The 23,706-nt window shown below is 36.4% G+C and carries 23 protein-coding genes, 1 other RNA gene and 1 other annotated feature; of the genes, 9 read left to right on the forward strand and 15 right to left on the reverse strand.

Features of this window, described 5'->3' with window-relative positions:
* Positions 1-23 precede the first annotated feature (23 nt).
* Positions 24-803 (reverse strand): NAD kinase, encoded by a 780-nt coding sequence (locus tag DWZ33_RS13330; protein WP_118455180.1) that lies wholly within the window; start codon positions 801-803, stop codon positions 24-26.
* A 55-nt stretch (positions 804-858) separates the two neighbouring features.
* On the opposite strand from DWZ33_RS13330, the gene DWZ33_RS13335 reads away from it, so the two are divergent.
* Both DWZ33_RS13335 and DWZ33_RS13340 read left to right on the forward strand, forming a co-directional pair.
* On the forward strand, positions 859-1,404 hold the full coding sequence (locus DWZ33_RS13335) for a CYTH domain-containing protein (protein WP_118455182.1): 546 nt from the start codon (positions 859-861) through the stop codon (positions 1,402-1,404).
* On the forward strand, positions 1,401-1,661 hold the full coding sequence (locus DWZ33_RS13340; RefSeq protein WP_118455184.1) for a DUF1294 domain-containing protein: 261 nt from the start codon (positions 1,401-1,403) through the stop codon (positions 1,659-1,661). The genes DWZ33_RS13335 and DWZ33_RS13340 overlap by 4 nt, the downstream gene beginning before the upstream one ends.
* On the opposite strand, the gene DWZ33_RS13345 is transcribed toward DWZ33_RS13340, so the two are convergent.
* The 14 genes from DWZ33_RS13345 to dnaA form a co-directional block, all read right to left on the reverse strand.
* Entirely contained in the window at positions 1,658-2,560 is a 903-nt protein-coding gene (locus tag DWZ33_RS13345) for a hypothetical protein (RefSeq protein WP_118455186.1), read from the reverse strand. The genes DWZ33_RS13340 and DWZ33_RS13345 overlap by 4 nt on opposite strands.
* A gap of 12 nt (positions 2,561-2,572) precedes the next feature.
* Positions 2,573-3,361, reverse strand: coding sequence for a competence type IV pilus major pilin ComGC (locus tag DWZ33_RS18440; protein WP_118455188.1), 789 nt, complete (start codon positions 3,359-3,361; stop codon positions 2,573-2,575).
* A gap of 54 nt (positions 3,362-3,415) precedes the next feature.
* Entirely contained in the window at positions 3,416-4,012 is a 597-nt protein-coding gene (recR, locus tag DWZ33_RS13355) for a recombination mediator RecR (RefSeq protein ID WP_022939397.1), read from the reverse strand.
* The gene (locus DWZ33_RS13360) at positions 4,012-4,320 is read right to left on the reverse strand and encodes a YbaB/EbfC family nucleoid-associated protein (protein WP_022939396.1); all 309 of its coding nucleotides are present in this window, start codon (positions 4,318-4,320) and stop codon (positions 4,012-4,014) included. Before DWZ33_RS13360 ends, recR begins: the two co-directional genes overlap by 1 nt.
* Before the next feature lie 4 nt (positions 4,321-4,324).
* Positions 4,325-6,061, reverse strand: coding sequence for a DNA polymerase III subunit gamma/tau (gene dnaX / locus DWZ33_RS13365; RefSeq protein ID WP_118455190.1), 1,737 nt, complete (start codon positions 6,059-6,061; stop codon positions 4,325-4,327).
* 121 nt (positions 6,062-6,182) lie between these two features.
* Positions 6,183-6,650, reverse strand: coding sequence for a tRNA adenosine(34) deaminase TadA (gene tadA / locus DWZ33_RS13370; protein WP_118455192.1), 468 nt, complete (start codon positions 6,648-6,650; stop codon positions 6,183-6,185).
* Positions 6,651-6,671: 21 nt separating this feature from the next.
* Positions 6,672-6,761: signal recognition particle sRNA small type (gene ffs / locus DWZ33_RS13375), an RNA gene on the reverse strand.
* A gap of 226 nt (positions 6,762-6,987) precedes the next feature.
* A complete protein-coding gene (gene serS / locus DWZ33_RS13380; RefSeq protein ID WP_118455194.1) occupies positions 6,988-8,274 on the reverse strand; it encodes a serine--tRNA ligase in 1,287 nt (428 codons plus the stop codon).
* 38 nt (positions 8,275-8,312) lie between these two features.
* Positions 8,313-8,522 (reverse strand) — a binding site (T-box leader).
* A gap of 16 nt (positions 8,523-8,538) precedes the next feature.
* Positions 8,539-11,052, reverse strand: a complete 2,514-nt coding sequence (gene gyrA / locus DWZ33_RS13385; RefSeq protein ID WP_118455196.1) for a DNA gyrase subunit A — start codon at positions 11,050-11,052, stop codon at positions 8,539-8,541.
* An 11-nt stretch (positions 11,053-11,063) separates the two neighbouring features.
* On the reverse strand, positions 11,064-13,004 hold the full coding sequence (gene gyrB / locus DWZ33_RS13390; RefSeq protein ID WP_022939391.1) for a DNA topoisomerase (ATP-hydrolyzing) subunit B: 1,941 nt from the start codon (positions 13,002-13,004) through the stop codon (positions 11,064-11,066).
* Positions 13,005-13,020: 16 nt separating this feature from the next.
* Positions 13,021-14,109 carry a DNA replication/repair protein RecF gene (gene recF, locus DWZ33_RS13395; RefSeq protein ID WP_118455198.1) on the reverse strand — a complete coding sequence of 363 codons (1,089 nt, stop codon included), beginning with the start codon at positions 14,107-14,109 and terminating at the stop codon, positions 13,021-13,023.
* Positions 14,109-14,312 carry a S4 domain-containing protein YaaA gene (gene yaaA, locus DWZ33_RS13400; protein ID WP_022939389.1) on the reverse strand — a complete coding sequence of 68 codons (204 nt, stop codon included), beginning with the start codon at positions 14,310-14,312 and terminating at the stop codon, positions 14,109-14,111. Before yaaA ends, recF begins: the two co-directional genes overlap by 1 nt.
* 143 nt (positions 14,313-14,455) lie before the next feature.
* Positions 14,456-15,574 (reverse strand): DNA polymerase III subunit beta, encoded by a 1,119-nt coding sequence (dnaN, locus tag DWZ33_RS13405; RefSeq protein WP_022939388.1) that lies wholly within the window; start codon positions 15,572-15,574, stop codon positions 14,456-14,458.
* Between the two features lie 160 nt (positions 15,575-15,734).
* Complete coding sequence (gene dnaA / locus DWZ33_RS13410; RefSeq protein ID WP_118455200.1) at positions 15,735-17,096, reverse strand: chromosomal replication initiator protein DnaA; 1,362 nt, start codon at positions 17,094-17,096, stop codon at positions 15,735-15,737.
* A gap of 1,015 nt (positions 17,097-18,111) precedes the next feature.
* On the opposite strand from dnaA, the gene DWZ33_RS13415 reads away from it, so the two are divergent.
* From DWZ33_RS13415 to DWZ33_RS13445, 7 genes are all read left to right on the forward strand, one after another.
* Entirely contained in the window at positions 18,112-18,948 is an 837-nt protein-coding gene (locus tag DWZ33_RS13415) for a PRD domain-containing protein (RefSeq protein ID WP_118455202.1), read from the forward strand.
* Positions 18,949-19,029: 81 nt separating this feature from the next.
* Complete coding sequence (locus DWZ33_RS13420; protein WP_220452441.1) at positions 19,030-20,436, forward strand: PTS transporter subunit EIIC; 1,407 nt, start codon at positions 19,030-19,032, stop codon at positions 20,434-20,436.
* Positions 20,437-20,575: 139 nt separating this feature from the next.
* Entirely contained in the window at positions 20,576-21,325 is a 750-nt protein-coding gene (locus DWZ33_RS13425) for a ChbG/HpnK family deacetylase (RefSeq protein WP_118455206.1), read from the forward strand.
* A gap of 195 nt (positions 21,326-21,520) precedes the next feature.
* Complete coding sequence (gene rpmH / locus DWZ33_RS13430) at positions 21,521-21,655, forward strand: 50S ribosomal protein L34 (protein WP_022939382.1); 135 nt, start codon at positions 21,521-21,523, stop codon at positions 21,653-21,655.
* A gap of 44 nt (positions 21,656-21,699) precedes the next feature.
* On the forward strand, positions 21,700-22,026 hold the full coding sequence (gene rnpA, locus DWZ33_RS13435) for a ribonuclease P protein component (protein ID WP_022939381.1): 327 nt from the start codon (positions 21,700-21,702) through the stop codon (positions 22,024-22,026).
* Positions 22,027-22,053: 27 nt separating this feature from the next.
* The gene (locus DWZ33_RS13440; RefSeq protein WP_022939380.1) at positions 22,054-22,944 is read left to right on the forward strand and encodes a YidC/Oxa1 family membrane protein insertase; all 891 of its coding nucleotides are present in this window, start codon (positions 22,054-22,056) and stop codon (positions 22,942-22,944) included.
* Between the two features lie 11 nt (positions 22,945-22,955).
* Positions 22,956-23,570 (forward strand): R3H domain-containing nucleic acid-binding protein, encoded by a 615-nt coding sequence (locus DWZ33_RS13445; RefSeq protein WP_022939379.1) that lies wholly within the window; start codon positions 22,956-22,958, stop codon positions 23,568-23,570.
* Positions 23,571-23,706 lie beyond the last annotated feature (136 nt).

Here is a 23,706-nt window from a genome sequence, read left to right on the forward strand (position 1 = left end):
TCACATGCAGATCTTTTTATTTGCTAATATAAATTTCTCAGTCTTTTTAAATAACTGTTCTGGCGGTAATGCACAAATAGAATCTTCTTTTTACACATTGAAATCTTAAGTTCAAGCACATCATCTATTTCCATATGTTCATGATCGTAACACAGAATAGCTGATTTAAAATTTTTGCTTTTCATTGAAATGACACGCCGGTTATTCAGTATCAGAGGTACACCTAATGAATGATAAAGGCTGTGATGGATACCGGTAATTTCATGAAGCTGAAGCAGATTCAGCCCTTCATCAATTACCGCACCTTTTAAAGAACGATTGTAAGCTGTCGAGCCTGCTTGCGTACATACACACATACCAGTACCACGATAATTTTCGAAAAACTCATCGTCTATCATCACTTCTAAGTCCAAGGTTTGAATTACATTTTCAATCCGCATTTCATTGATTGCATAGACACTTTGCGTACCATTTTCTTTGATAACATCTACTCTTAATAATGGTACACCATGTGTTTCCCCTTGCTGATTGATAATATCCTGAATACAAATATCTAATTCATCCTTTGTATAATCGGTGAAAAAGCCCAAGGTACCAGTATGAATGCCAACAAAGGCGGCATATTCCAGATGCATATATTTATGTGCCGCATAAAGGAAGGTGCCGTCACCGCCAACAAAGAGTATCAGTTCAGGTTTTTCTCTGTCTTCCTGCCAACCAGCTTCAGTTAAGCGTTTTATTATAATTTCTTCGATTTGCTTTGAGCAATCATCTTTTTTAGCTACTACTGAAAATTTATTCACGCTGCCACTTCCTTTTTCTATTTACCTATTGTATCATACCTTTTGAGGTGATTCTATGATTAATCATTTAGAAACAGAATATAAGCTATTAGTCACAAAAGAACAATTTGAGTGCTTATCGGCATTATACCCTAATAAAACATTCATTCCGCAATGCAATACATACTACGATACTAAAGATATGCAGCTGCGGCAATTAAAATGTGCAATGCGTATCCGTGAGAAAGAGAATAAATTCTTATTCACTTTAAAGACACCTGATCCTGACGGACATTTGGAGCATGAATGTTTTGTGAATGAGAATTCTATCAAGGTTTTTGATGAACCATCAATTAAAAAGCTTTTGAATGAATTGGGTATTCATGATGAAATCGTTATGATAACTAATTTAAAAACTACTCGGGCTGTAGTTGATACTGGCATTGCGGAATTATGTTTTGATATTAATGAATATAATGGCATTACTGATTATGAAATAGAATATGAATTAACCGCTGATCATAATGGGATTGAGACATTTAATAAGATTCTTGCGGCTGCCGGGCTGCATTACGAAGAGAACTGTCCGTCAAAGATTGCGCGGGCAATGAGTCAATTATGAAAATATTTTTAATTTATTGTTTGTTGATGAATATAGCCGCCTTCTTTGTCATGGGATGGGATAAACGATGTGCTATACAACATAAACAGCGAATTCCTGAGAAAACCTTATTTATTCTTGCCATTATCGGCGGCAGTTTAGGTTCAATATTGGCCATGATTGTCTTCCATCATAAAAATAGAAAGCCTAAGTTTTTGATAGGCTTTCCAGTGATATTTGTTTTACAAGTTGTATTGCTTTACCAGCTGCTGTCCTAATCGGACAGCTTTTTATATTCAATATTAAGAGAAGTAAGCTGAGTTTCGATATCCGGCTGGATATTCTGCGTTAAGACTCTGAAAATAATTTTTTCATATTCCGGATTGATATCTGTCAGCATCTTTCTGAATAACGTAATATGGCCAATTGTAGTCTGTATTTTATTAAAATCATTAACCAACATAGGTACATTAATAATTGTATCTTTGCCCCATTCAAGAGAATCAGCTTGGCTGCCGTTAATAAATTCGCCAGTTTTAGCTTCGTTGTACTTTCTCATTAATTGTTTAAGCATTTTTGTCTCATTCAGCTTAATTTTCTGATAAATAAAACCACATGACTGACGAATCGCATCTTGATATAATTTAATTTTAAATTCTTCTTCATTCAATTTACTTGTCCATAAATCAACACCAAAACTCATTGCTTTCATAATTATTTTTTCAGACAAGCATTGGTTTCCCTTATCTATATAAGTATAGCTTTCAAGCTTGTTAGAAAGCTTAGCATTGAATTCGCTCAGATATACCGGACTGTTGAAGAATGCGACTTCTTTCAATAAGATACATGTCATTTTTTCTGGCATTTTTTTATCTTTATTCACTTTGATGATTGCTTCCGCACAGCTCTTTTTATTCAGATAACCGTTCAAGGTACCAAATTTTCTCCACATGGTATTGAAACTGCATGAAGTGATTTGCCGGCATTTTCCATATCCAATGATGCCCTTTTCTCTTTTGCGCTCACTTCCCTTTGCGAGAAAGAAAAGTGTATCACCGACTTTGAAATCAGTGAATTTCATTTTAGATCCAGCGCGCCAAAAATTGAATGAATCATTGCCATTCAGACGATGAAATTCTATCATATCTTTATCAGTTACATGAACGATTGACGCCATACTTTCACCTACTTACTTAATTTCTAACCAATAATATGAACCCGGTGTTCCCGGAACTTGTGTATCTCCTGTATTTTGTCTATTAATATAATATTTACCATCATAATAGATTTTCTGACCTTCTTTTATATTAGTTCCCAAAGTTTTTTCTATAGCTTCTTTCCCAATACCATCAATAACAACCGCCTTTTCATTTGTTAATTCTAATAATCCGTATATTGAACCATTCATATTATCAATCCAAGTTGGATTCTTGACAATATAATAACTTATAACTTTGCCATCTCTATCTTTCATTTCTACGATAGTTCCTGGTTGAAGTGTTTTTTTTATTTCTTCCCCTTTCACAACTGATATTACGTTTTCATAATTAACATCTAACTCAGTTCCAGGAATTTTAGGAGTTGTTGATTCTTCTGGGTCTGAATCTTCGGACTTATCACCATCGCCAGATTCTTCACCCGTTTCCTCGTTTTTATCTTCATCTTCTCCATGAATGCTGCATATTACTTTGCCGTTAGCATCATCATATGTATAAACACCGCCTGCTGGACATTTACTGCCCTGATATTCTTTTCCGTCATCACTTTCAATATATTCACTCAATTTTATCTCCTTAGCACTCTTTGCTTTATAGAAAGTATAGGAGCGTTCTATAATATGTCTATTGGCTTCACAAGTTGCTTTTTGTGCATCTTTAGTATAACCTAAAAACGATGGCACTAAGAATAATGCTAATATACCTAAAATTGCTATTACAACAATTAGTTCAATTAATGTAAAACCTTTTTTATTTTTCACTCGCCTCACCTACAATAATTATATAAGAATTATAGTCAAAAAGAAAGGACAGTTTTACTGTCCAATTTGTTTTCTTCCTTCAATAGCCTTTATTAATGTGAGTTCATCTGCATAATCAAGATGTCCGCCCATTGGCAATCCATGCGCAATTCGAGTTACAGTTACAGCTTTCTTTTCTAATAATTTCGATAGATAAAGTGCTGTTGTTTCACCCTCTACGGTAGGATTGGTGGCAATAATAATTTCTTTTGTATCCTCATTGATACGCTCAATGAGTGAATTTATATTCAGATCATCCGGCATTATGCCCTTTGATGTAGAAATCACACCATTTAGTACATGATAGACACCATGATATTCCTGCGTTTTTTCCATTGCGACTACATCCTTAATGGTCTCTACAACACAAATAATTGTTTGATCGCGCTGTCCATCTGAGCAAATATCACATTTATCATGTTCAGCCAAATTACCGCATACCACACAGGGCCTCAGCTGATTTTTAGCATTAGTTATATTTTTAATAAAATCATCAGTATCTTCTTGATTCCATTTTAAACATTCAAACGCATATCTTTCTGCTGTTTTCAATCCAACACCTGGCAGTTTTCTGAAGTTATTAACTAAGGCTTCAAATATTGCTGGATACATTAGAATGCTCCCGGTAATTTAACTCCGCCTGTTAATTGGTTCATTACTTCTTCTCTTTCAGATACAGCTTTCTTAACTGCTTCATTAACACCCATAAGAATCATATCTTCAAGAAGTTCTTTATTCTCAGCAGTCAGCAATGTTTCATCGATTTCAACCTTTGTTACTTCATATGCTCCATTGCATTCTACTTGTACAACACCATTATTAACTAATGCGCAGTATTTTCTTTCTTTAAGTGCTTTTTCAGCTTTTCCGATTTCAGCCTGCATTTTTTGTGCCTGTTTTAATAAACTTTGAATATTCATTTGATTAGTCCTCCTTAATAATTAAATTTTCTTCACCAAATAAATCTGTTACGATCTCTCGATCACTCTTTTCAGTTTTTTTTTCTTCTTCTATCTCAAAACTCATTGGTTCTGGTAAAGTACCGTTTTTCTGACGTCTGACAAATTCTTTAATCACGTCACTCTGATGAGTAGCTGTAATGGCAAATACCTTTTTAGATTTTGATAAAACCAAGTTCATGAAACTTAAGAATTTATTATCACTATCTAATTCATTAATCTGATTAGCAATTGCCTGATTGTCCACAGAGAGTATTACATACTGCTCCCCACTGGCCACAATTTTACTGCCGCGAAGCAGATTTGCTTCTTTAGCCCAAGCTGGATCATGATAATAATCATCAAGAGCTTTCATTTTATCTGAATCTGCCTGTTTAAAAGCTTTATTTGCGCCAACCAGTAAACGAAGAATCATTTCATCTTTTAATGGCTTTGCACTTTTAGCTTCTCGAACGACCGTTGGTTTTGCTTTTCTTTCAACCACAATTTCCTGCGGCATGTCCATAAATTCTGGTTCAGGCATATAGAACGCTTCAGGCTCTGGAATTGTTTGAACAGGTTTTAATGTTTCACGTGAAACATTTTTTCTCTCCTCTGATTTTATTGGCGTCTGAAGAGTAGTTTGTACTTCTGGTTCAATCATATTCAGTAAGCATACTTCAAAGTAAGATCCTACATTGGCAGCGAAACGGTATTTATCATACGCGTCCATAAGATATTCTATCATTTTCAATCGTTCTTTTGTAGACTTATTTATCTTAGCACTATGAATTTCATCATCTGCCAGTATTTTCAGCATACCGCTGTCCTGAGTATAGTCATGAATTACAGTTTCTTTCAGAATATCAATCAAATCCATTGTACAGCGTTTAATATCAATCCCCTTTTCAATAAGAGCTGATACCTTATTCATCAAATTCAATGCATCCTTATCACCAACCATTTGCAGAAGTTCTATTTTTTCTTTAACGGTCATGATTCCATAAATTTCATTGACATGATGTACCTGTACCTCATCTTGAGCATAGGCAATAACCTGATCTAAGATACTAAACGCATCTCTCACCCCGCCGTCAGCTAATTGGCAGATAAGACGAATGGCTTCATCATCGTATTTTATATTTTCATAATTCAGCACTGTAATCAATCGCTGCTTCATATCATTTATCGATACTTTAGTAAAATCATATCTTTGGCATCGAGAAATAATTGTTGGCAGCACCTTCTGCGGCTCAGTAGTAGCAAATATAAAGATTACATGCTCAGGCGGTTCCTCAATTGTTTTCAGCAGCGCATTAAAAGCACCTGCTGACATCATATGTACCTCATCTATGATATAAACTTTATATTTACCCTTTAAAGGCGCATATTTAACTTTCTCTATTAATTCACGTACTTCATCAACACCATTATTACTGGCAGCGTCAATTTCAATAACATCGGGATGACTGCCGTCTTGAACAGCAAGACAGTTGCTGCATTTTAAACAAGGCTTGTTATCATCAGCTTCACAATTGATTGCTTTAGCGAATATCTTAGCTATTGTTGTTTTACCTGTACCTCTTGGGCCGCAAAACAAATAAGCATGTGCTATTTTATTCTGTCTAACAGCATTTTGCAGCGTTTTAACGATATGCTGCTGACCAGCAACTTCATCAAAGTTAGTGGGCCGATATGTACGATATAATGCTTTATATGCCATAAAACACCTGCTTTCCTGCCTTTTTATTATATCAAAAATAAGCGTTTATTAATAGCAGAATATCGCTAGAAAATGATTTCCATCGCACTGAGAAATAACATACCAAATAAAAAAGAAACATTTAATTGTTTCTCTGTTTTTTCTCTTCTCTTTTGCGTTTAAAGAATTTTTTTAATAATTCAGAACATTCTTCTTTTAATATACCCTTCGTTACTTCTGGATAATGATTAAAACCTTTGATTTCATACATCTGCATGCAGCTTTCAATACATCCGCCCTTTGGATCAGCAGCACCATAAACAACACGCTTGATTCTTGATTGCAGAATAGCACCCGAACACATAGGACATGGTTCTAAGGTTACATATAAAGTACAATTTTCAAGCCGCCATGTGCCAAGCTTCTTGCAGGCCTTCTGTATAGCTAATATTTCCGCATGGGCTAATGAATCCTGTTTAGTTTCTCTTAGATTATGTGCGCGGGCAATGATTTTGTCTTCCAGTACGATAACAGCACCGATAGGTACTTCATCGATACTTTCTGCCTTCATTGCTTCCTTGATAGCAGCCTTCATATACTTTTCGTCCATATCATCCCTCGATTCGGATATAATAAAAGCTACCACACATGAAAGAGCTCCCTTATGGCTGCTTCGTTCCCGACCTGACCAGGTTCAGTAGATTCCATTGTGATAGCTATATTATTATACTAAACAATTGTGATTCTTTCAAGTGCTTCATGATTATTTTAGTCAAATTCCATAAAATAGTATACGCAGACACTTCATAAGAGCTTTTCTTAATAATTCAGTATTATACGAATGGCAATCAATATAATAATATCATCGACATATAACGTCCAATTGAATTAACTATGCAAAAGAAAAGGAGTGAATCAAATCACTCCCATATGTTTCACGTGAAACATTATTTTTTCTTTTCTATCTTCTTCATACCACCCATATAAGGTTGTAAAGCTTCAGGAATGTTCACTGATCCATCAGCGTTTAAGTTATTCTCAAGGAATGCAATCAGCATACGCGGAGGTGCAACTACCGTATTATTTAATGTATGAGCAAAATATTTGCCGTTATCACCACTAACACGAATTTGCAGACGACGAGCCTGTGCGTCACCTAAATTGGAACAGCTGCCTACCTCGAAATACTTCTTCTGGCGTGGTGACCATGCTTCTACATCCACAGATTTAACTTTTAAATCAGCTAAATCACCAGAACAGCATTCCAATGTGCGCACTGGGATATCTAATGATCTGAACAGATCAACGGTATTCTGCCATAATTTATCATACCACATAGCACTTTCTTCAGGCTTACATACAACAATCATTTCCTGCTTTTCAAATTGATGAATTCTGTATACGCCGCGTTCTTCAAGACCATGCGCCCCTTTTTCCTTACGGAAGCAAGGTGAATAGCTCGTTAAAGTCTTTGGCAGCTCTTTTTCTTCAAGAATTGTATCAATGAATTTACCAATCATTGAATGCTCACTTGTACCGATCAGATACAAATCCTCGCCTTCAATTTTATACATCATCGCATCCATTTCCGCAAAGCTCATTACGCCAGTCACAACATTACTTCTAATCATAAACGGCGGCACGCAATATGTGAAACCACGGTTTATCATAAAATCACGGGCATAAGAGATAACTGCTGAGTGAAGACGCGCAATATCGCCCATTAAATAGTAGAAACCATTACCGGCTACTTTTCTAGCACTGTCCAAATCAATACCATCAAAAGCTTCCATAATTTCTGTGTGATAAGGAATCTCAAAATCAGGAACAACTGGTTCACCATATCTTTGAACTTCCACATTTTCACTGTCATCCTTACCAATAGGAACACTAGGATCAATGATATTAGGTATCGTCATCATGATCTTCTTAACTTTTTCACCAAGTTCAACTTCTTTTTCTTCCAATGCTTTCAGACGGTCTGCTTGTTCGCTGACCTTCTTCTTCATTGCTTCAGCTTCTTCTTTTTTACCTTGAGCCATTAAAGCACCAATAGACTTTGACACCTTATTCTTTTCGGCTCTTAAAGTTTCAGCTTCCTTTTTAGTATTACGGTTCTCAATATCCAATGCGATAACTTCATCTACTAAAGGAAGTTTTGAATCCTGAAATTTCTTACGGATATTTTCTCTTACTAAATCAGGATTTTCTCTTATCAATTTAATATCAATCATTTTAATGTCCTCCTTGATAATAAAAAAGAGGTATCGTTTAAAGGGACGATACCTCGTGTTGCCACCCTTCTTGACAAAAGTAAACTTCCCTTTTGTCATCTCTAAGCTATAACGGTGCTGCCGTAATCGGATACTAATTTCACCGATTCACTCATGAGCTGATTTCAATGCCTGCCACTGATAACTCACACCAACCGTTATCTCTCTGAAAGCTTAAGACATTTACTTCTCTCAATCATCGCTTTCTAATTCTTAATAATTTAATCATGCTTCGTTATCATTGTCAATTATTTCAGCTGTATTTTCAACGATATTCTCAGCATTTTCCTCTGTTTCTGTAATTTCTTCAGCTTCTTCTTTCTCAACGATAGTTACTTTAGAAACCACTGCATCACTGTCGGATAAATTGATTAATCTAACGCCCTTAGTATTTCTGCCATAAGATGCGACATTCTCTAAGCTTAAGCGAATGATAATACCTTCATTTGTGACAATCATCGCGTCTTCATCACCATTTACAGTATGAATGCAAATCAAATTGCCGGTTGCTTCTGAAACATTAATTGTCAGAACCCCCTTAGCACCTCGCTTAGACATACGATAATCGGCAATTGGTGTTTTCTTGCCGTATCCCTTTTCAGTGACAGAAAGAATATGTGATCCTTCTTTAGATGTTGCCAAACCTACAACATAACCACCATCAACATTCATACCCTTAACACCGATTGATTTACGGCCCATTGGTCGAATGTCTGATTCATGGAAACGTGCAACCTTACCATTTGATGCAGCAATCAGAATTTCATCATCACCCGTAGTTTCCTTCACACCGATTAATTCATCATTTTCATTCAGAACAATAGCGATCTTACCTTTCTTCATGATATTTGTGAATTCTGAAGTTGCTGTTTTCTTAACTAATCCGTTCTTCGTAGCAAAAACATAATTAGCAGAACCACTGTCTTTCTTAACTGCAATCATTGCTTTAATCTTTTCTTCTTTTTCAAGTTCAAGCAGGTTAACGATAGGCATTCCCTTAGAAGTACGGCTTGATAAAGGAACCTGATAGCCCTTAATGCGATAAACCTTACCAAAATTAGAGAATAGCAGTAAATTGTCATGAGTTGACATTGTCAGCAGGAAGTCTACTACATCATCTTCATTAACTGCCATGCCCTTCACACCCTTACCGCCACGATTCTGTGTACGATATGTATCGATAGGCAGACGCTTGATATAACCATTGGTTGTCATCGTAATAACAATATCTTCAACAGGTATTAAATCCTCATCCTGCATATCAAAATCAGCATCACTGATTTCAGTACGGCGGTCATCACCGTATTTATCCCGAACTTCTGTCAATTCATTTCTGATGATTTCAAGTACACGGGAATGATTTGCAAGAATATCCTTTAAATCTGTGATTACTTTCATTAATGAGTCATATTCACTTTCAATCTTATCTCTTTCCAAACCAGTTAATCTTCTTAACTGCATTTCCAGAATTGCTTTAGCCTGAATTTCACTGAGATTAAATTGACTCATCAAACCATTCAATGCTTCCGCATTATCTCTTGATCCGCGGATCAACGCTATAATCGCATCAATATGATCCAAAGCAATTTTTAAACCTTCTAAAATATGTGCGCGGTCTTCGGCTTTTCTTAATTCAAAACGAGTTCTGCGCTCAGTAACATCGATCTGATGTTCCACGTAACACTGAAGTGCTTCTTTAACACCCAAAAGCTTTGGCGCACCATCAACTAATGCCAATAAATTAACGCCAAATGATGTCTGCAGTGAAGTCATTCGATATAACTGGTTCAGCAGCACATCAGCCTGAACATCTTTTCTTAATTCAATAACGATACGGATACCTTCACGATTTGATTCATCGCGTAAATCGGTAATTCCCTCGATAATTTTCTCTCTGACTAATGATGCAATCTTTTCAACAAGATTAGCCTTATTAACCTGATATGGAATTTCAGTAACGATTAATCGTTTCTTGCCATTATCCATTTCTTCAACATTGACACGTGATCGAGTTACGATGCTGCCGCGGCCTGTTTCAAAAGCCTGTTTAATACCTGAACGGCCTAAAATAATACCACCGGTAGGAAAATCAGGTCCGTAGATATAATTTTCCATTAGCTCCATCGTTGTAATATCCGGATTGTCCATAATTGCTAATGTCGCGTTGATAGCTTCACGCAGATTATGCGGCGGGATATTGGTAGCCATACCAACCGCAATACCCACGGCTCCATTTACAATCAGATTAGGAAAACGAGCTGGCAGAACAACTGGTTCTTTTTCCTCACCATCATAGTTATCCATAAAATCAACGGTATCTTTTTGAATATCCTTCAGCAATTCCATTGAAATCTTAGACATACGGGCTTCTGTATAACGCATCGCCGCCGCGCCGTCACCATCAATCGAACCAAAGTTACCATGCCCTTGAACTAATTCATAACGATATGAGAAATCCTGACTCATACGTACCATTGCGTCATATACTGCGGTATCGCCATGCGGATGATACTTACCGATAACGTCACCGACGATTCTCGCTGATTTCTTATAAGGTTTATCCGCCACAATTCCTAATTCATTCATTGAATGCAGGATACGGCGGTGTACAGGCTTCAAACCATCTCGTACATCTGGTAATGCACGGGCAACAATAACAGACATCGCGTAATCTAAGAAAGAAGTACGCATTTCATCCGATATTTCTCTATAAATGAGTTTATCATTATTTATATCCATGTGTATCCCTCCTAGATATCAAGATTCTTAACATAAATTGCGTTGTCAGTAATGAAATTACGACGCGGCTCAACTTCATCACCCATCAGCATTTCAAATACCTGATCGGCTTCCATTGCATCTTCTATTTTAACCTGAATCAATGTGCGGTTTGCCGGGTCCATTGTCGTTTCCCACAACTGTTCCGGATTCATTTCACCTAAACCTTTGTAACGCTGGATATTGAATTTATCTCCCATATCCGCTTTAATTTTTTCCATTTGATCATCAGAATAAGCATATTCGATGCGGTTGCCCTTCTGCAGCTTATACAGCGGCGGCTGAGCAATATATACATATCCGCCTTCAATAATAGGTCTTAAATAACGATAGAAGAAAGTCAGCATCAAAGCACGGATATGCGCGCCATCGACATCGGCATCGGTCATGATCATAATTTTATGATAACGAAGCTTGCTGACATCCATTTCTTCACCAATACCGCAGCCGAAAGCCGTAATCATTGAACGTATTTCATTATTTTCAAAAATACGCTGCAGACGAGCCTTTTCAACGTTTAATATCTTACCTCGCAGTGGCAAAATAGCCTGATATTTACTATTTCTTCCCTGCTTAGCACTGCCGCCGGCTGAATCACCCTCGACAATATAGATTTCGCATTCACTTGCGTCTTTGCTTGAGCAGTCAGCCAGCTTGCCAGGCAGACTTGAAATTTCCAGTGCGCTCTTACGGCGTGTCAATTCACGGGCTTTTTTCGCAGCTAAACGTGCCTTGCTTGCTAAAATACATTTATCAAGAATCATCTTTGCTACGTTTGGATTTTCAAGGAAGAAACGCTCAAGCTGATCACCAAATACACTTGAAACAATTTTTCTAACTTCTGAATTACCAAGCTTTGTCTTTGTCTGTCCTTCATACTGTGGATCTGGATGCTTCACTGAAATAATCGCAGTCAAACCTTCACGAACATCATCACCAGACAATGTTTCATCTTTTTTAATTAAGTTATTATCACGCCCATAGTTATTAATAACACGGGTTAAAGCCAGGCGGAAACCTTCTTCATGAGTACCGCCCTCAATCGTATTGATATTATTACAGAACGAATAAATATTTGGCACATAACCGTCATTGTACTGCATTGCAACTTCCGCAATAACGCCATCTTCAGCGCCTTCCACATAAACGATTTCATCATGCACAACTTCTTTATTCTTGTTCAAATAAGCCACATATTCTTTTATACCGCCGGAATATAAATACTCTACATATTTATCCAGCTCATCATATTTGAAAGTCAGCTTAATATTCTTATTCAGGAAAGCCAGCTGACGGATACGTTTATTTAAGACTTCAAAATCATAATGGGTGGTTTCCGTAAAAATCTCTGGATCAGCCGCAAAACGAACCAAGGTTCCATGCTTATCAGGATCACAGTCACCGATGCATGTTAACTCACCGACAGCTTTTCCGCCATCTTCAAAGCGCAGAAAATATACTTTGCTGTCCTGATAAACGGTAACTTCCAGCCATTTACTTAAAGCGTTAACGACACTGGCACCTACACCATGCAGACCGCCTGAAACTTTATACGCGCCGCCGCCGAATTTACCGCCGGCATGCAGGATTGTAAAGATTGTTTCAACCGCTGAAAATCCGCTCTTGGTATTAATACCCACCGGCATACCACGGCCATTATCTTCAACTTCAACAATATCATCCTTCGTAACACGCACATGGATATCAGTAGCATAACCAGCCAGTGCTTCATCAATTGAGTTATCAACGATTTCCCATACCAGATGATGCAGACCCTTTTCAGAGGTTGAACCAATATACATACCCGGTCTTTTACGAACAGCTTCCAAGCCCTCAAGAACCTGAATATCATCAGCGGTATAAGAATGCTCTACCTTATCTTCTAAATCAAAATGCTCATGCTTTTCTTCCATGCTAGTTCCTCCTTGCCTAGTTCTTCAGTTTCCCATTTTCGATCGTATAGAAATTAACCATTCGATCATTCAGCGAATTCATCAGATCCGTAGCGGAAATAAAAATCTGAATTTCTTTGGGTAATAAATCCAACAGCTTGCTGCGCCGGTACTGATCCAATTCACTGAATACATCATCCAGCAGCAAGATCGGCGTATCATTTTTAATCGTGTTGATCATCAGCACAATCCCAATCTTCATTGCCAGCAGAATTGTTCTTTTCTGTCCCTGCGAAGCATAATCAGCAGCATCCTTGCCATTAATCAAAATCGTAAAATCATCTTTATGTATGCCATAAGCAGTCGTTTTCATAAAACGGTCGCGTTCATAAGCTTCCTGGTATTTCGCCATGAATCCCTGCCGCATTTCATCCTCACTTAACGCAGGATCAACACAGCTCATATATTTCAGTTCAAGCTGTGTTTCATCACCTGAAAGCTCATGATAAAAGCCTTCGCTGATTTTAAGCAGATCACTCATAAACTTCACACGCTGACGCAGTATGATAACCTGCAGCTCGGCCATGCGTTCATTTAAAACGCTCATATACTCTTCACTGAATTGCTCTCTTTTTAAGACAGCATTACGTTCCTTCAAAAGTTTTGAATAATCGTTTAGCTTAGACATATAACTTTTTGAAAGCTTACCTAGCTCAATATCCATAAATCTTCTTCTAATTTTTGGCTGAGCATTAAATAAAATCATATCATCCGGGCAAAACATTACCGCATTGCATTCACCGATAAAATCTGAAACACGATGAACCGGATTACGGTAAATATAAAGATTTTTACCAGAAGCTGAAACACTCACGCGCAATTCTTCTTTCTGCTCTTTCTTCTCAAGTACCGCATCGATCCCGAAATAATCAGCATCTTTTCTGATTAAATCACTGTCATCACTGCTGCGATGAGAACGTGTAGTTGAAAGATAATATATACTTTCCAGCAGATTTGTTTTCCCCTGTGCATTCTTCCCTAAAATACAGTTAATTCCTTTTTGGAAATGAAAAATACAGTCATCATAATTTCTGAAATTTCTTAAACGCAGCTTGGTCAGAATCATCAAACAATCGTATAATGCTCACCGTTGACAATCACTCTGTCACCTGGATAGAGCTTTCTGCCGCGGCGATTTTCTAACTCATCATTTACTTTGATATCCAGTTCCTTAACAGCATATTTAGCTTCACCGCCGGACTGTACGATATCTGCCATTTTAAGCATTTGAGCTAAGGTTATAAATTCTGTATTTATTTTAATTTCCATAGAAAAAACCTCTTTCACCTATCTTAAACATTATACCACATTTTCATGTGTTTTTGGGGATTTTCTCAACTCTTTTTAACCTAAAAAAGCAAAAGAAGGATAAAAAATCCCTCTTAATTTTTTTATAAATTTTACTAAATATTTTAAGCGTATGTTCTGACTGGCAATACCAGCTGAAGGATTGAATCATCTTCAATCGGCTGAATTACAAATGGCTTCATTTCTCCGCAGAAGCTAAAGCGAATCTTGCCTTGACGAATTGCCTTTAAAGCTTCAAATACATAACGGCCATTGAATGAAATATCTAAATGCTCACCTTTAAATACCGCATTGCTGAGATTTTCCGTTGATGACCCTACCTCTTGAGAACGTGAAGAAAGGATACAAGCTTTTTCATCTAATGACAGTTTAATTACTGAAACACCATCACTCTTGATGAAAGACGCACGGTCAATCGCACCTAATATCTCTGCTGTATCAATTTCCAGTTCATAATCAAAAGCAAGCGGAATCAATCTGGAAATATCCGGGAACACCCCGTCGATCAGACGCGTTTGAATAACCGTATTTTTTAAGATGAACTGAGCTTTCTTATCGGAAATAGCAACTGTGATTTCTTCATCTGCTTCTAACGTTTTAGATACCTCATTCAGATTGCGTGATGGAATCGTGATGTTAAAAGTTAACTCCTTTTCAATCTCCACAACCTTCTTAGCAAGACGATAACTGTCAGTTCCAACACAGCGCATCGTATGACCTTCACAGAAGAAATTAACACCGGTTAAAGCGGGTCTTGTTTCACTGGTACTGGTTGCGAAAGATGTTTGTGAAATAATTTCTTTTAAAATATCTGAATTGATTGTGAAATTGTTTGCGGGTCTGATAAAGTCAATCATTGGATAATCCATGGAATTCATACCGTTGATTTTAAACTCTGCCGTTTTGCCGCTAATCTTAGTTTGAGTACCGTCTAAGATTTCAAGTTCTAATTCATCAGAATCAATCTTGCGGACAATTTCCAAAATATATTTAGCTTCAATAACAATTGAGCCAGTATCGTTGATCTGTAATGTTTCTTCGTTATCACTGTGGATTGTTGTTTGGATAGAAATATCTGAATCACTGCCAGTAAGCACAAGATGATCCAGCTTAGCTTCAATCTTAATTCCTGAGAAAGCCGGCAGCGGTGAAAAAGAAGAGATGGCTCTTGATACTGTTGACAGCGCGTTATAGAAAACTGATTTTGACACTTTGAAATACATGATGATTCCTCCTTTGAAACAGTTGTTTATTTTCTTTTTTTTAATACTATTACTACTACTATTAGGATGTGGAAAAGTGGAAAACCCTAAAATATCCTAATGAATGGTTATATTTTATCAAATTTTGATGTGGAATGATAGTTTATAATCGTGGAAAAAGTTAAGAAATACCAAGCTTGCTTTCAATCTTGCCTACCGCCTGAGCCGTCATATCATTCTGTTTGATCGATTTTGTCATCTTATCATAGGAAGACATGATTGTAGAATGATCTCGGCCGCCGAATTCAGCACCGATTTTAGAGAATGGCAGATCCATATGCTTACGGCATAAATAAATAGCAATATGACGGGCGTTAGATATACTCTTGGTTCTTGATTTTGATTCGATTTGTTGGCGGGTAAGTCCATAAAATTCACAAACAGCCTTTTTAATCCTCATTACCGACAATGTATCATCCTGATTTACAACAGCTGGATTTTCTTTAAACACTTCAACCGCAAATTTTAAATCGATAATTTCAGGATTAAAGAGGATGGCTTTAAAAATAAGGTTATTTAAAGCTCCTTCAAGACTTCTTACATCAGCAGAAAAACGATTGGCTATGTATTCAAGCACTTCTCTTTGTACCAGCACCTCTTCCTGCCTGCCCTCCAGCTTCTTTTCAAGAATAGCATAGGCTGTTTCAAACTCCGGTGAGTCAATGCCTACTGATAAACCAGAAGAAAAGCGTGAAATTAAGCGTGTTTCAATTCCTTTAAGCTCAGATGGATGAATATCACTGGTGATAATTACCTGTTTATCATTACTGATCAGCTTATTGTAAAGATTAAAGAAGATTTCCTGACTGCGGCCCCATTGCGCAAGCCGCTGAATATCATCAATTAACAGATAATCCACATTACAGATTGCTTCTTTTACTTCTTCAATCGTTTTATCTTTGATAGAGTTAACGACCAGCGTTATAAAATCTTCACTGTAAATATATAATACTTTTTTATCCGGCTGATTTTGTTTTACATAATTACCGATCGCATGCAGCAGATGTGTTTTACCTAGACCGGAATTACCGAATATAAATAATGGATTGAAAAATTTTCCGGGTGTCATGGCGCATGATAAAGCGGCAGCATGACTTTCCCGGTTGCTTTGACCAACAATGAAGTTATCAAAGGTATATTTATCAAGCAGCTTATCCTCAAGAATGACCTCTTTTTTAGGTGCCGGCTGATTCGCGTTAGCAGCATCGATATCTTTTTTTAATCTTACTTCGCACTGCATGGTTTGATCCATGACTTCGCTTAGTTTTTGCTGAACAAATGACAAACATTCAACACTTATAAAAACTTGTTTATTGATGACTGATGGGACTAAAATAATCGCTAAATCATCAATTATATCATAGAGTGTGGAATTAACAATAAACGCGTTAAAAGTAGCTGAATCAAAATAATTGCTTTCTTTAATGAGTGTTAATGTTTGGTTCCATATTGAATTTAAGTTGTTCTTAACATACGTAGACATTAGCATAACCCCTTTATTTATAGACAATTTTACTATAATTCAACTTAAAATACTATTGTTAAATCGGGCCGAAAAAAGTTTTCCACAGGAAAAACTTCAAATAGCTGTTAAGCATTGGCATTTATTAAGTTTTCCACAACTTTATGATGTGGAAAAGCTGTTGATAAACTTTTGTGGATAAAGTAAATTGTGGAAAACGTGGATAACTTTATGCCTTCAGATTTCTTTTCCATAAGTTATCAACATCAAAAAAGCCTATTATATAAGTGTTTAGTGTTGATATCAACGTTTTCCACATACGGTTGAAAACATGGTGAATTTGATTGCGGATAAGCATGTGTAAAACTATTGATAAAGGTTTTCCACAGTTGTGTAAAAATACTTTATCCCCTTTTAATGTGTCATTTTAAGTAAGATTGTGGAAACTTTGCGCAAAAGGTGGAAAACATGCATAAATTTGATCAAAAAAAGACAGAAAATCGCAGTATTTATCAGAGAATTGATTCATGTTATGCGGAATTGTTCATGCAGCCAGTCAAATAACAGCATAATATCGCGGTAGCTGTCCTTCATTGTTTCATTCAAAAAATGACAGCAACACTGCCGCTCTACTATCTAATTATTTTCCTGTTATTTTTAATTTATATTCAGCGCTGCTTGGAGGACGGTGGAAAAGTTGATGCCAGCTTTTTCTGCTTCTAATTTAAGCTATGAAAGGATCATGCAATACTGCCTTACATTAAATACATTAATCATGCATTTTCTGTGATAATATTGCTAAATCCCATCAAAACCGCTATTGACATTGATGTAAGCGTTTGCTAGAATGAAAAAGTAATAAAGGATTGTCACTCTTCGGGAGGCATCACCATCAAGAAACAAATATCTTGGGTGAAGTACAGCTTGAAGAGTTTTTATTTGTTTCTGAAAAAATTTTTATGATAAAATTAAGAAAGAAGGGATGAACATAGAAATTCTGTTGATGGAACTTCAGAAAAAGGGAAGGTGATGTCCGATGAAGGTTATGAAGAAAATAAATAACAATATCGCATTATGTATTGATGATCATCATCGGGAGTTAATCGCGGTAGGTACCGGTATAGGATTTAAACAGTGTCCTTATGAAATTGAAAATCTCGATACTATTCAGCGAACATTTTATGATGTCGATCCGATGTATTATAATTTGCTGAATGAAATATCCGTTGAGGTTTTGGAGGTAGCTGCCAGAATTGTTGATATTGCCCGTCTTAAGATTGAATCAGAATTAAGTCCTAATGTGGTTTTTACACTTGCTGATCATATCAATTTTGCAATTGAACGAATTAAAAAGAACATTCATATTCAAACACCTTTGTATAATGATATTCAGCACTTATATGAAACGGAGTTTAATTTAGGTGAGACAGCGGTAAAAATGATCCAGCAGTCAATGAAAGTTAAATTACCTAAAGGTGAAGCCTGTAATATCGCAATGCATTTTGTTAATGCAGAAACAATTTCATCTATTTCACGTCAAATGCCAAACAGCGATGAAGTAATTGAGGAAATTATTGAAATGATTGGCGCATATTTTCAAATTCATATTGATAGAAATAGTTTCAATTATTCAAGATTTGTTTCTCATTTATTGTATTTGTTGAAACGACAGGATAAAGCGGACAGTATATCCAGTGAAAACAGAACAATGTTTGTATATGTTAAAGATCAATATCCTAAAACCTATGAATGTGTTCTGAATATTAAGGACTATTTAATGAATGAAATGAATTGGACGTTAAATGATGAAGAATTATTATATTTAATGTTACATATTAATCGATTATGTGCAAGAGCGGATTGTCACCGATAGAGCATCACCCTTAGCGCAGAAATTACATGAAAATCATGTGGTTTTTGAGTTAAGGGTATTTTTATGAAAAAGGAGCAAATTATGAAAAAATATGAACAAATAGCCAGTGAAATATTGAATGAGATTGGCGGTAAAGAAAATGTTACTTTTGTAGCGCATTGTATGACTAGACTGCGTTTTAATTTAAAGGATCAAAGTAAGGTGAATCAAGAGAATATTAAAAAGATTGAAGGTGTGCTGGGTTGTCAATTTTCCAGTGGTCAGTTTCAGGTAATTATCGGACAGACCGTTGAACATGTATATAAAGAAGTCTGTGAACTTGGACATTTTGAAATGAATAAGGTTATTGATGATGAACCAAAAGTAAAACAAAAATTGACTTTAAAAGGTGTTGGCAGCAATATAATGGAGGCTTTGGCTGGCTGTATTGTGCCGTTGATTCCTTTGATGATGGCAGCCTCGATGTTTAAAATGTTAGTTGCTGTCCTTGGTCCGACAATGCTGAATATTCTCAGTGAAACAGATGATTTATATACTTTGTTCACTTTTGTCGGTGATGCTGGTTTTTATTTCTTTCCGATAGTATTAGGTTATACAGCTTCTAAGAAATTCAATGTTACACCGGTAATCGGCATGTTCTTAGGTTGTATCATGATGCATCCAACCTTCACCTCCATGGCGGCGGCCGGTACTTCATTTACTATATTTGGAATTACCTGCAACGTACAAAACTATGCCTCGACACTGCTGCCAATTATTTTATCTATTTGGGTGATGAGCTATGTTGAAGCGTTCTTTAAAAGCATGCTTCCTCAGTCACTTAAAACCATTTTTGTACCATTTTTAAGTATTATTGTTATGCTGCCAATCAGCTTATGTGTGTTAGGTCCTATTGGATCTATCGCAGGTAATTATATTTGTGATTTCCTTTTAGGCTTAGATAAGATTCCATATGTGGGATTCCTTGCGGTTGCTTTGATTGCCGCATTCTGGGAATTCTTAGTGATGAGCGGTATGCATGTCGTTTTCATTACTTCTCTGGTTATGGTATTTGCACAGGCGGGTCAAGAAAGTTTAGTTTCAGTAGGTGGCTGCATCGCGTCAATTGCGGTTGCTGGAATGCTGATTGGTTCCTTCTTTAGAATTAAAGACAAGGATGAGAAATCATTAACGCTTGGTTATTTTATTGCATCAATCATCGGCGGTGTTACTGAACCTGGCTTATATGGCAATGGTATAAAGTTTAAACGGCCATTCATTGGTTTGATAGCCGGTGGCTTTGCTGGTGGTTTATATGCCGGTATTATGCATGTTACATGTTATGCAATGGTGCCGGTAGCTAGTTTTATTGGTCTGACAGCCTTTGCCGGTGGACCAACGATCAATATGGTACATGGTGTTATCAGCTGTGCAATTTCATTTTTGACAGCGGCCGTTGTGACATATTTTGTAGGCTATGATAAAAATAATCCGGTAGTTAATGAATAGTAATATGCATGATAAAATATCAAGTATATAAATTTAAGAAATACTGCAAGCGAATGTCTGATCAATGTATAAGATTTGATAGGGTAAACCAACTATTAAAAGTTATAGAATGACATTTATAGGGGAGACAGGATAAAAAATGAAAAAGATATTAATAAGAGCTGATGATCTCGGATACAGTGAAGGCATTAATTATGGCATTGCGAAAAGTGTACGCGAAGGAATTATTAAGTCAGTGGGAATAATGACGAATATGCCGGCAGCTGAACAAGGTCTAAAGCTGTTAGCGGATATTGATGTATGTTATGGTCAGCATACGAATATCTGCATTGGCAAGCCGCTGAGTGATCCTAAATTGATACCGAGTATTACAAATGAAAATGGTGAATTTAAATCATCAAGAGAATATCGCAGCGCCAAGGAGGATTTTGTTAATCTTGATGAAGTAATCATAGAAATAGAAGCTCAATATCATCAATTTATAAAGCTGACAGGAAGAAAACCACAATATTTTGAAGGTCATGCGGTATCCAGTGATAATTTTATAAAGGGACTTAAAATAGTTGCTGCTAAGTATGATTTAAAATATTCAGGGATGCCATCAGAAGCTGAACCGCATTTAGTTGGCCGCCATAAGGTTTATATGTGGATGGAAAGTATGCTGCCTGAGTATGATCCTATAAAGACATTAAAAAAGATGGTATTGAATGCTCATGAAGATGCCTGCGATGTACTTATTTGTCATCCTGGTTATTTAGATGCGTATATTCTTAAAACCTCATCCTTAACCATACCTAGAACCTTAGAGGTAGAAATGGCATGCAATCCTGAAGTAAAAGCATGGCTGGCAAAGCAAAATATTGAAATGGTGACTTATAGTGATTTATAAAAAATTATGATATTGAGTTATCTTTATGGACATCAAATATGAAAATTTATGGAAATTTTTATAACTTATGGTGTGTTTTTTCCTCATAAACACCTTGCTTTTAAAGAATTAAGTTGACGGAATTTATATGGTAGTGTATAATCAAATAGCAATGTTCTATTTGTAAAAATTAAATAAAGAAGTGGAGGTGGCTCTATGAAAAGAACATATCAACCGAGCAAAAGAAAACACCAAAAAACCCACGGTTTCAGAGCCCGTATGGCAACGGTAGGAGGGCGTAACGTATTAGCTCGCCGTCGTAGCAAAGGCAGAAAAGTGTTATCGGCATAAAAAATCACCGTCCGGTGATTTTTTTGTGTTAGTGGAGGTTATCGATGAAGAAAGAGTTTAGAATCAGAAAAAATGAAGAATTCCAAAAGATACTGCAATTTAAACGTTTCTATGCTTCTCCCTCTTTAACTCTTTATGTGAAGCCTAAAAATGAAACCCATGCCCGTGTTGGCATATCCGTAGGGAAAAAAATTGGTGGTGCAGTCCAGCGCAATAAAGTCAAGCGGCAATTGCGTATGATGCTTCAGGAATGTTTTGATTTTGACGGCAGTTTTGATGCAATAGTGCTTGTTAGACCCCATTTTAACGAAGAAAGTTACAATACTAATAAAAACTACTTGGAAACGCTGCTTAAAAAAGTTAAAATATAAGAAAGACTAATGCGAGGAGAAAATTAAATGAAAAGATTTTTTAAGGACAAAAAGAAACTAATACTGCTAAGTGTGTTTTTGGTAGTATTATTAGCAGGCTGTTCAAATTACATTGATAAAGAGACAGGCCGTGTAGCAGTAGATAAGATTATATCTTTAAGCACTACATGGAAGGCATCTTTTGATGAGGGATGGTTCACAGGTATCTTTGTATGGCCAGTTGCACAGCTTATCAACTTAATTGGTGATAAAACCGATGCGGGTATCGCAATTATCGTAGTTACATTCTTAATTAATATTGTTATTGCGGCATTCTCAATCAAGAGTCAGGTTGCGACACAGCGTATGCAGATGATTCAGCCAGAGCTGAATAAGATTCAAAAGAAATATGAAGGCAAGACCGATGAGCGCTCTAAGATGATGATGGCTCAGGAAATGCAGGCATTATATTCTAAGTATCAAATTAATCCATTCAGTTCGATTCTAGTTATGCTTGTACAGCTGCCAGTTATTCTTGCAGTTTATCAGGCAGTTATGAGAGCTGAAGCAGTTATTAACGGAAGCTTTATGGGAATTGATTTAACACAGACACCATTAACTGGTATGAAAGCTGGACAGATTTCTTATTTTGTTATCTTTGCATTAATGGTTGTAATGCAGTTCTTGAGTATGAAATTCCCAATGTGGCTGGCAGAATGGAAGAAAAAGAAATCAGGTAAGAAGATTAAGGCTTATGCGAATGAACAGCCTGCCGGCGGTATGGCTGGTTCAATGAATATGATGACTTATGTATCTGTTGGTATGATCGCATTTATCTCATTGTCATGGCCATTGGGTATGTCATTCTACTGGTTAGTTTCATCAGTAGCGAGAATTATTCAAAATATCGTAATTAATACGTTCTTTATTAAGGACTAGGAGTAAAAAACATGGATACTTATACAGGAAAGAATCTAGAGGAAGCTTTAAAAATCGCGGCTGATAAAAAGGGCTGTACGGTTGATGAACTTACTTACACAGTGGTTGAAGAAAAAGCGGGTATTTTCGGTATAGGCAGCAAGGTAACGGTCAGTGCATACTGCGACAATGATATTCGTCAGTTCATCATTAATTATCTTGATAACTATTTCAAGGGTATTCATATGGAAGTTGAAGTAGAATGCGTTAAGGATGATTATCAGTATAAGGTACAGTTAAATGCTGAAAACAATGCAATTCTGATTGGTAAAAATGGTCAGACACTGCAGGATATCAATACCGTTGTGAAGGCTGCGGCATCTAGTGAATTTAAAAAGAAGGTTATGGTATTAACAGATATTAATGGCTATAAGGAAAATAAATATGTCAAGGAATGTTCCGCTGCATTGCGAATTGCCAAGACAGTGCAGAAAACAAAGGTTGATGCAGTTTTAGATCCAATGCCAAATGATGAGCGTAAAGCAATTCATACATATCTTGCTAATATGCCAAGAATCAGAACAATCAGTGAAGGGGAAGGTAAGGACCGCCGCTTAAAGATTGTTTATGATGCTAATAAAAGATAAGTATTAAAATTTTAAAGTAAAACAGTGATCCAACAGATTTTATTCTGTATAGGGTCACTTTTTTTTATGAAAAGCGATAAGAAAATCAGAAATTATAAATTTCAGTAAGCTTCCTGTAAAAGGAAAAAATTACCTG

The organism is Dielma fastidiosa, from assembly GCF_003475485.1.
GTDB classification, from domain to species: Bacteria; Bacillota_I; Bacilli_A; order Erysipelotrichales; family Erysipelotrichaceae; genus Dielma; species Dielma fastidiosa.

Coding starts and splice junctions, on each gene's coding strand:
- DWZ33_RS13360 (WP_022939396.1), bottom strand. CDS start 4,320: ATGAATATTCAAAGTTTATTAAAACAGGCACAAAAAATGCAGGCTGAA.
- DWZ33_RS13335 (WP_118455182.1), top strand. CDS start 859: ATGATTAATCATTTAGAAACAGAATATAAGCTATTAGTCACAAAAGAA.
- serS (WP_118455194.1), bottom strand. CDS start 8,274: ATGATTGATATTAAATTGATAAGAGAAAATCCTGATTTAGTAAGAGAA.
- DWZ33_RS13340 (WP_118455184.1), top strand. CDS start 1,401: ATGAAAATATTTTTAATTTATTGTTTGTTGATGAATATAGCCGCCTTC.
- DWZ33_RS13440 (WP_022939380.1), top strand. CDS start 22,054: ATGAAAAGATTTTTTAAGGACAAAAAGAAACTAATACTGCTAAGTGTG.
- dnaX (WP_118455190.1), bottom strand. CDS start 6,061: ATGGCATATAAAGCATTATATCGTACATATCGGCCCACTAACTTTGAT.
- tadA (WP_118455192.1), bottom strand. CDS start 6,650: ATGGACGAAAAGTATATGAAGGCTGCTATCAAGGAAGCAATGAAGGCA.
- DWZ33_RS13445 (WP_022939379.1), top strand. CDS start 22,956: ATGGATACTTATACAGGAAAGAATCTAGAGGAAGCTTTAAAAATCGCG.
- gyrA (WP_118455196.1), bottom strand. CDS start 11,052: ATGGATATAAATAATGATAAACTCATTTATAGAGAAATATCGGATGAA.
- dnaN (WP_022939388.1), bottom strand. CDS start 15,574: ATGTATTTCAAAGTGTCAAAATCAGTTTTCTATAACGCGCTGTCAACA.
- gyrB (WP_022939391.1), bottom strand. CDS start 13,004: ATGGAAGAAAAGCATGAGCATTTTGATTTAGAAGATAAGGTAGAGCAT.
- rnpA (WP_022939381.1), top strand. CDS start 21,700: ATGAAGAAAGAGTTTAGAATCAGAAAAAATGAAGAATTCCAAAAGATA.
- rpmH (WP_022939382.1), top strand. CDS start 21,521: ATGAAAAGAACATATCAACCGAGCAAAAGAAAACACCAAAAAACCCAC.
- DWZ33_RS13420 (WP_220452441.1), top strand. CDS start 19,030: ATGAAAAAATATGAACAAATAGCCAGTGAAATATTGAATGAGATTGGC.
- DWZ33_RS13425 (WP_118455206.1), top strand. CDS start 20,576: ATGAAAAAGATATTAATAAGAGCTGATGATCTCGGATACAGTGAAGGC.
- recF (WP_118455198.1), bottom strand. CDS start 14,109: ATGATTCTGACCAAGCTGCGTTTAAGAAATTTCAGAAATTATGATGAC.
- yaaA (WP_022939389.1), bottom strand. CDS start 14,312: ATGGAAATTAAAATAAATACAGAATTTATAACCTTAGCTCAAATGCTT.
- dnaA (WP_118455200.1), bottom strand. CDS start 17,096: ATGTCTACGTATGTTAAGAACAACTTAAATTCAATATGGAACCAAACA.
- DWZ33_RS13345 (WP_118455186.1), bottom strand. CDS start 2,560: ATGGCGTCAATCGTTCATGTAACTGATAAAGATATGATAGAATTTCAT.
- recR (WP_022939397.1), bottom strand. CDS start 4,012: ATGTATCCAGCAATATTTGAAGCCTTAGTTAATAACTTCAGAAAACTG.
- DWZ33_RS13415 (WP_118455202.1), top strand. CDS start 18,112: ATGAAGGTTATGAAGAAAATAAATAACAATATCGCATTATGTATTGAT.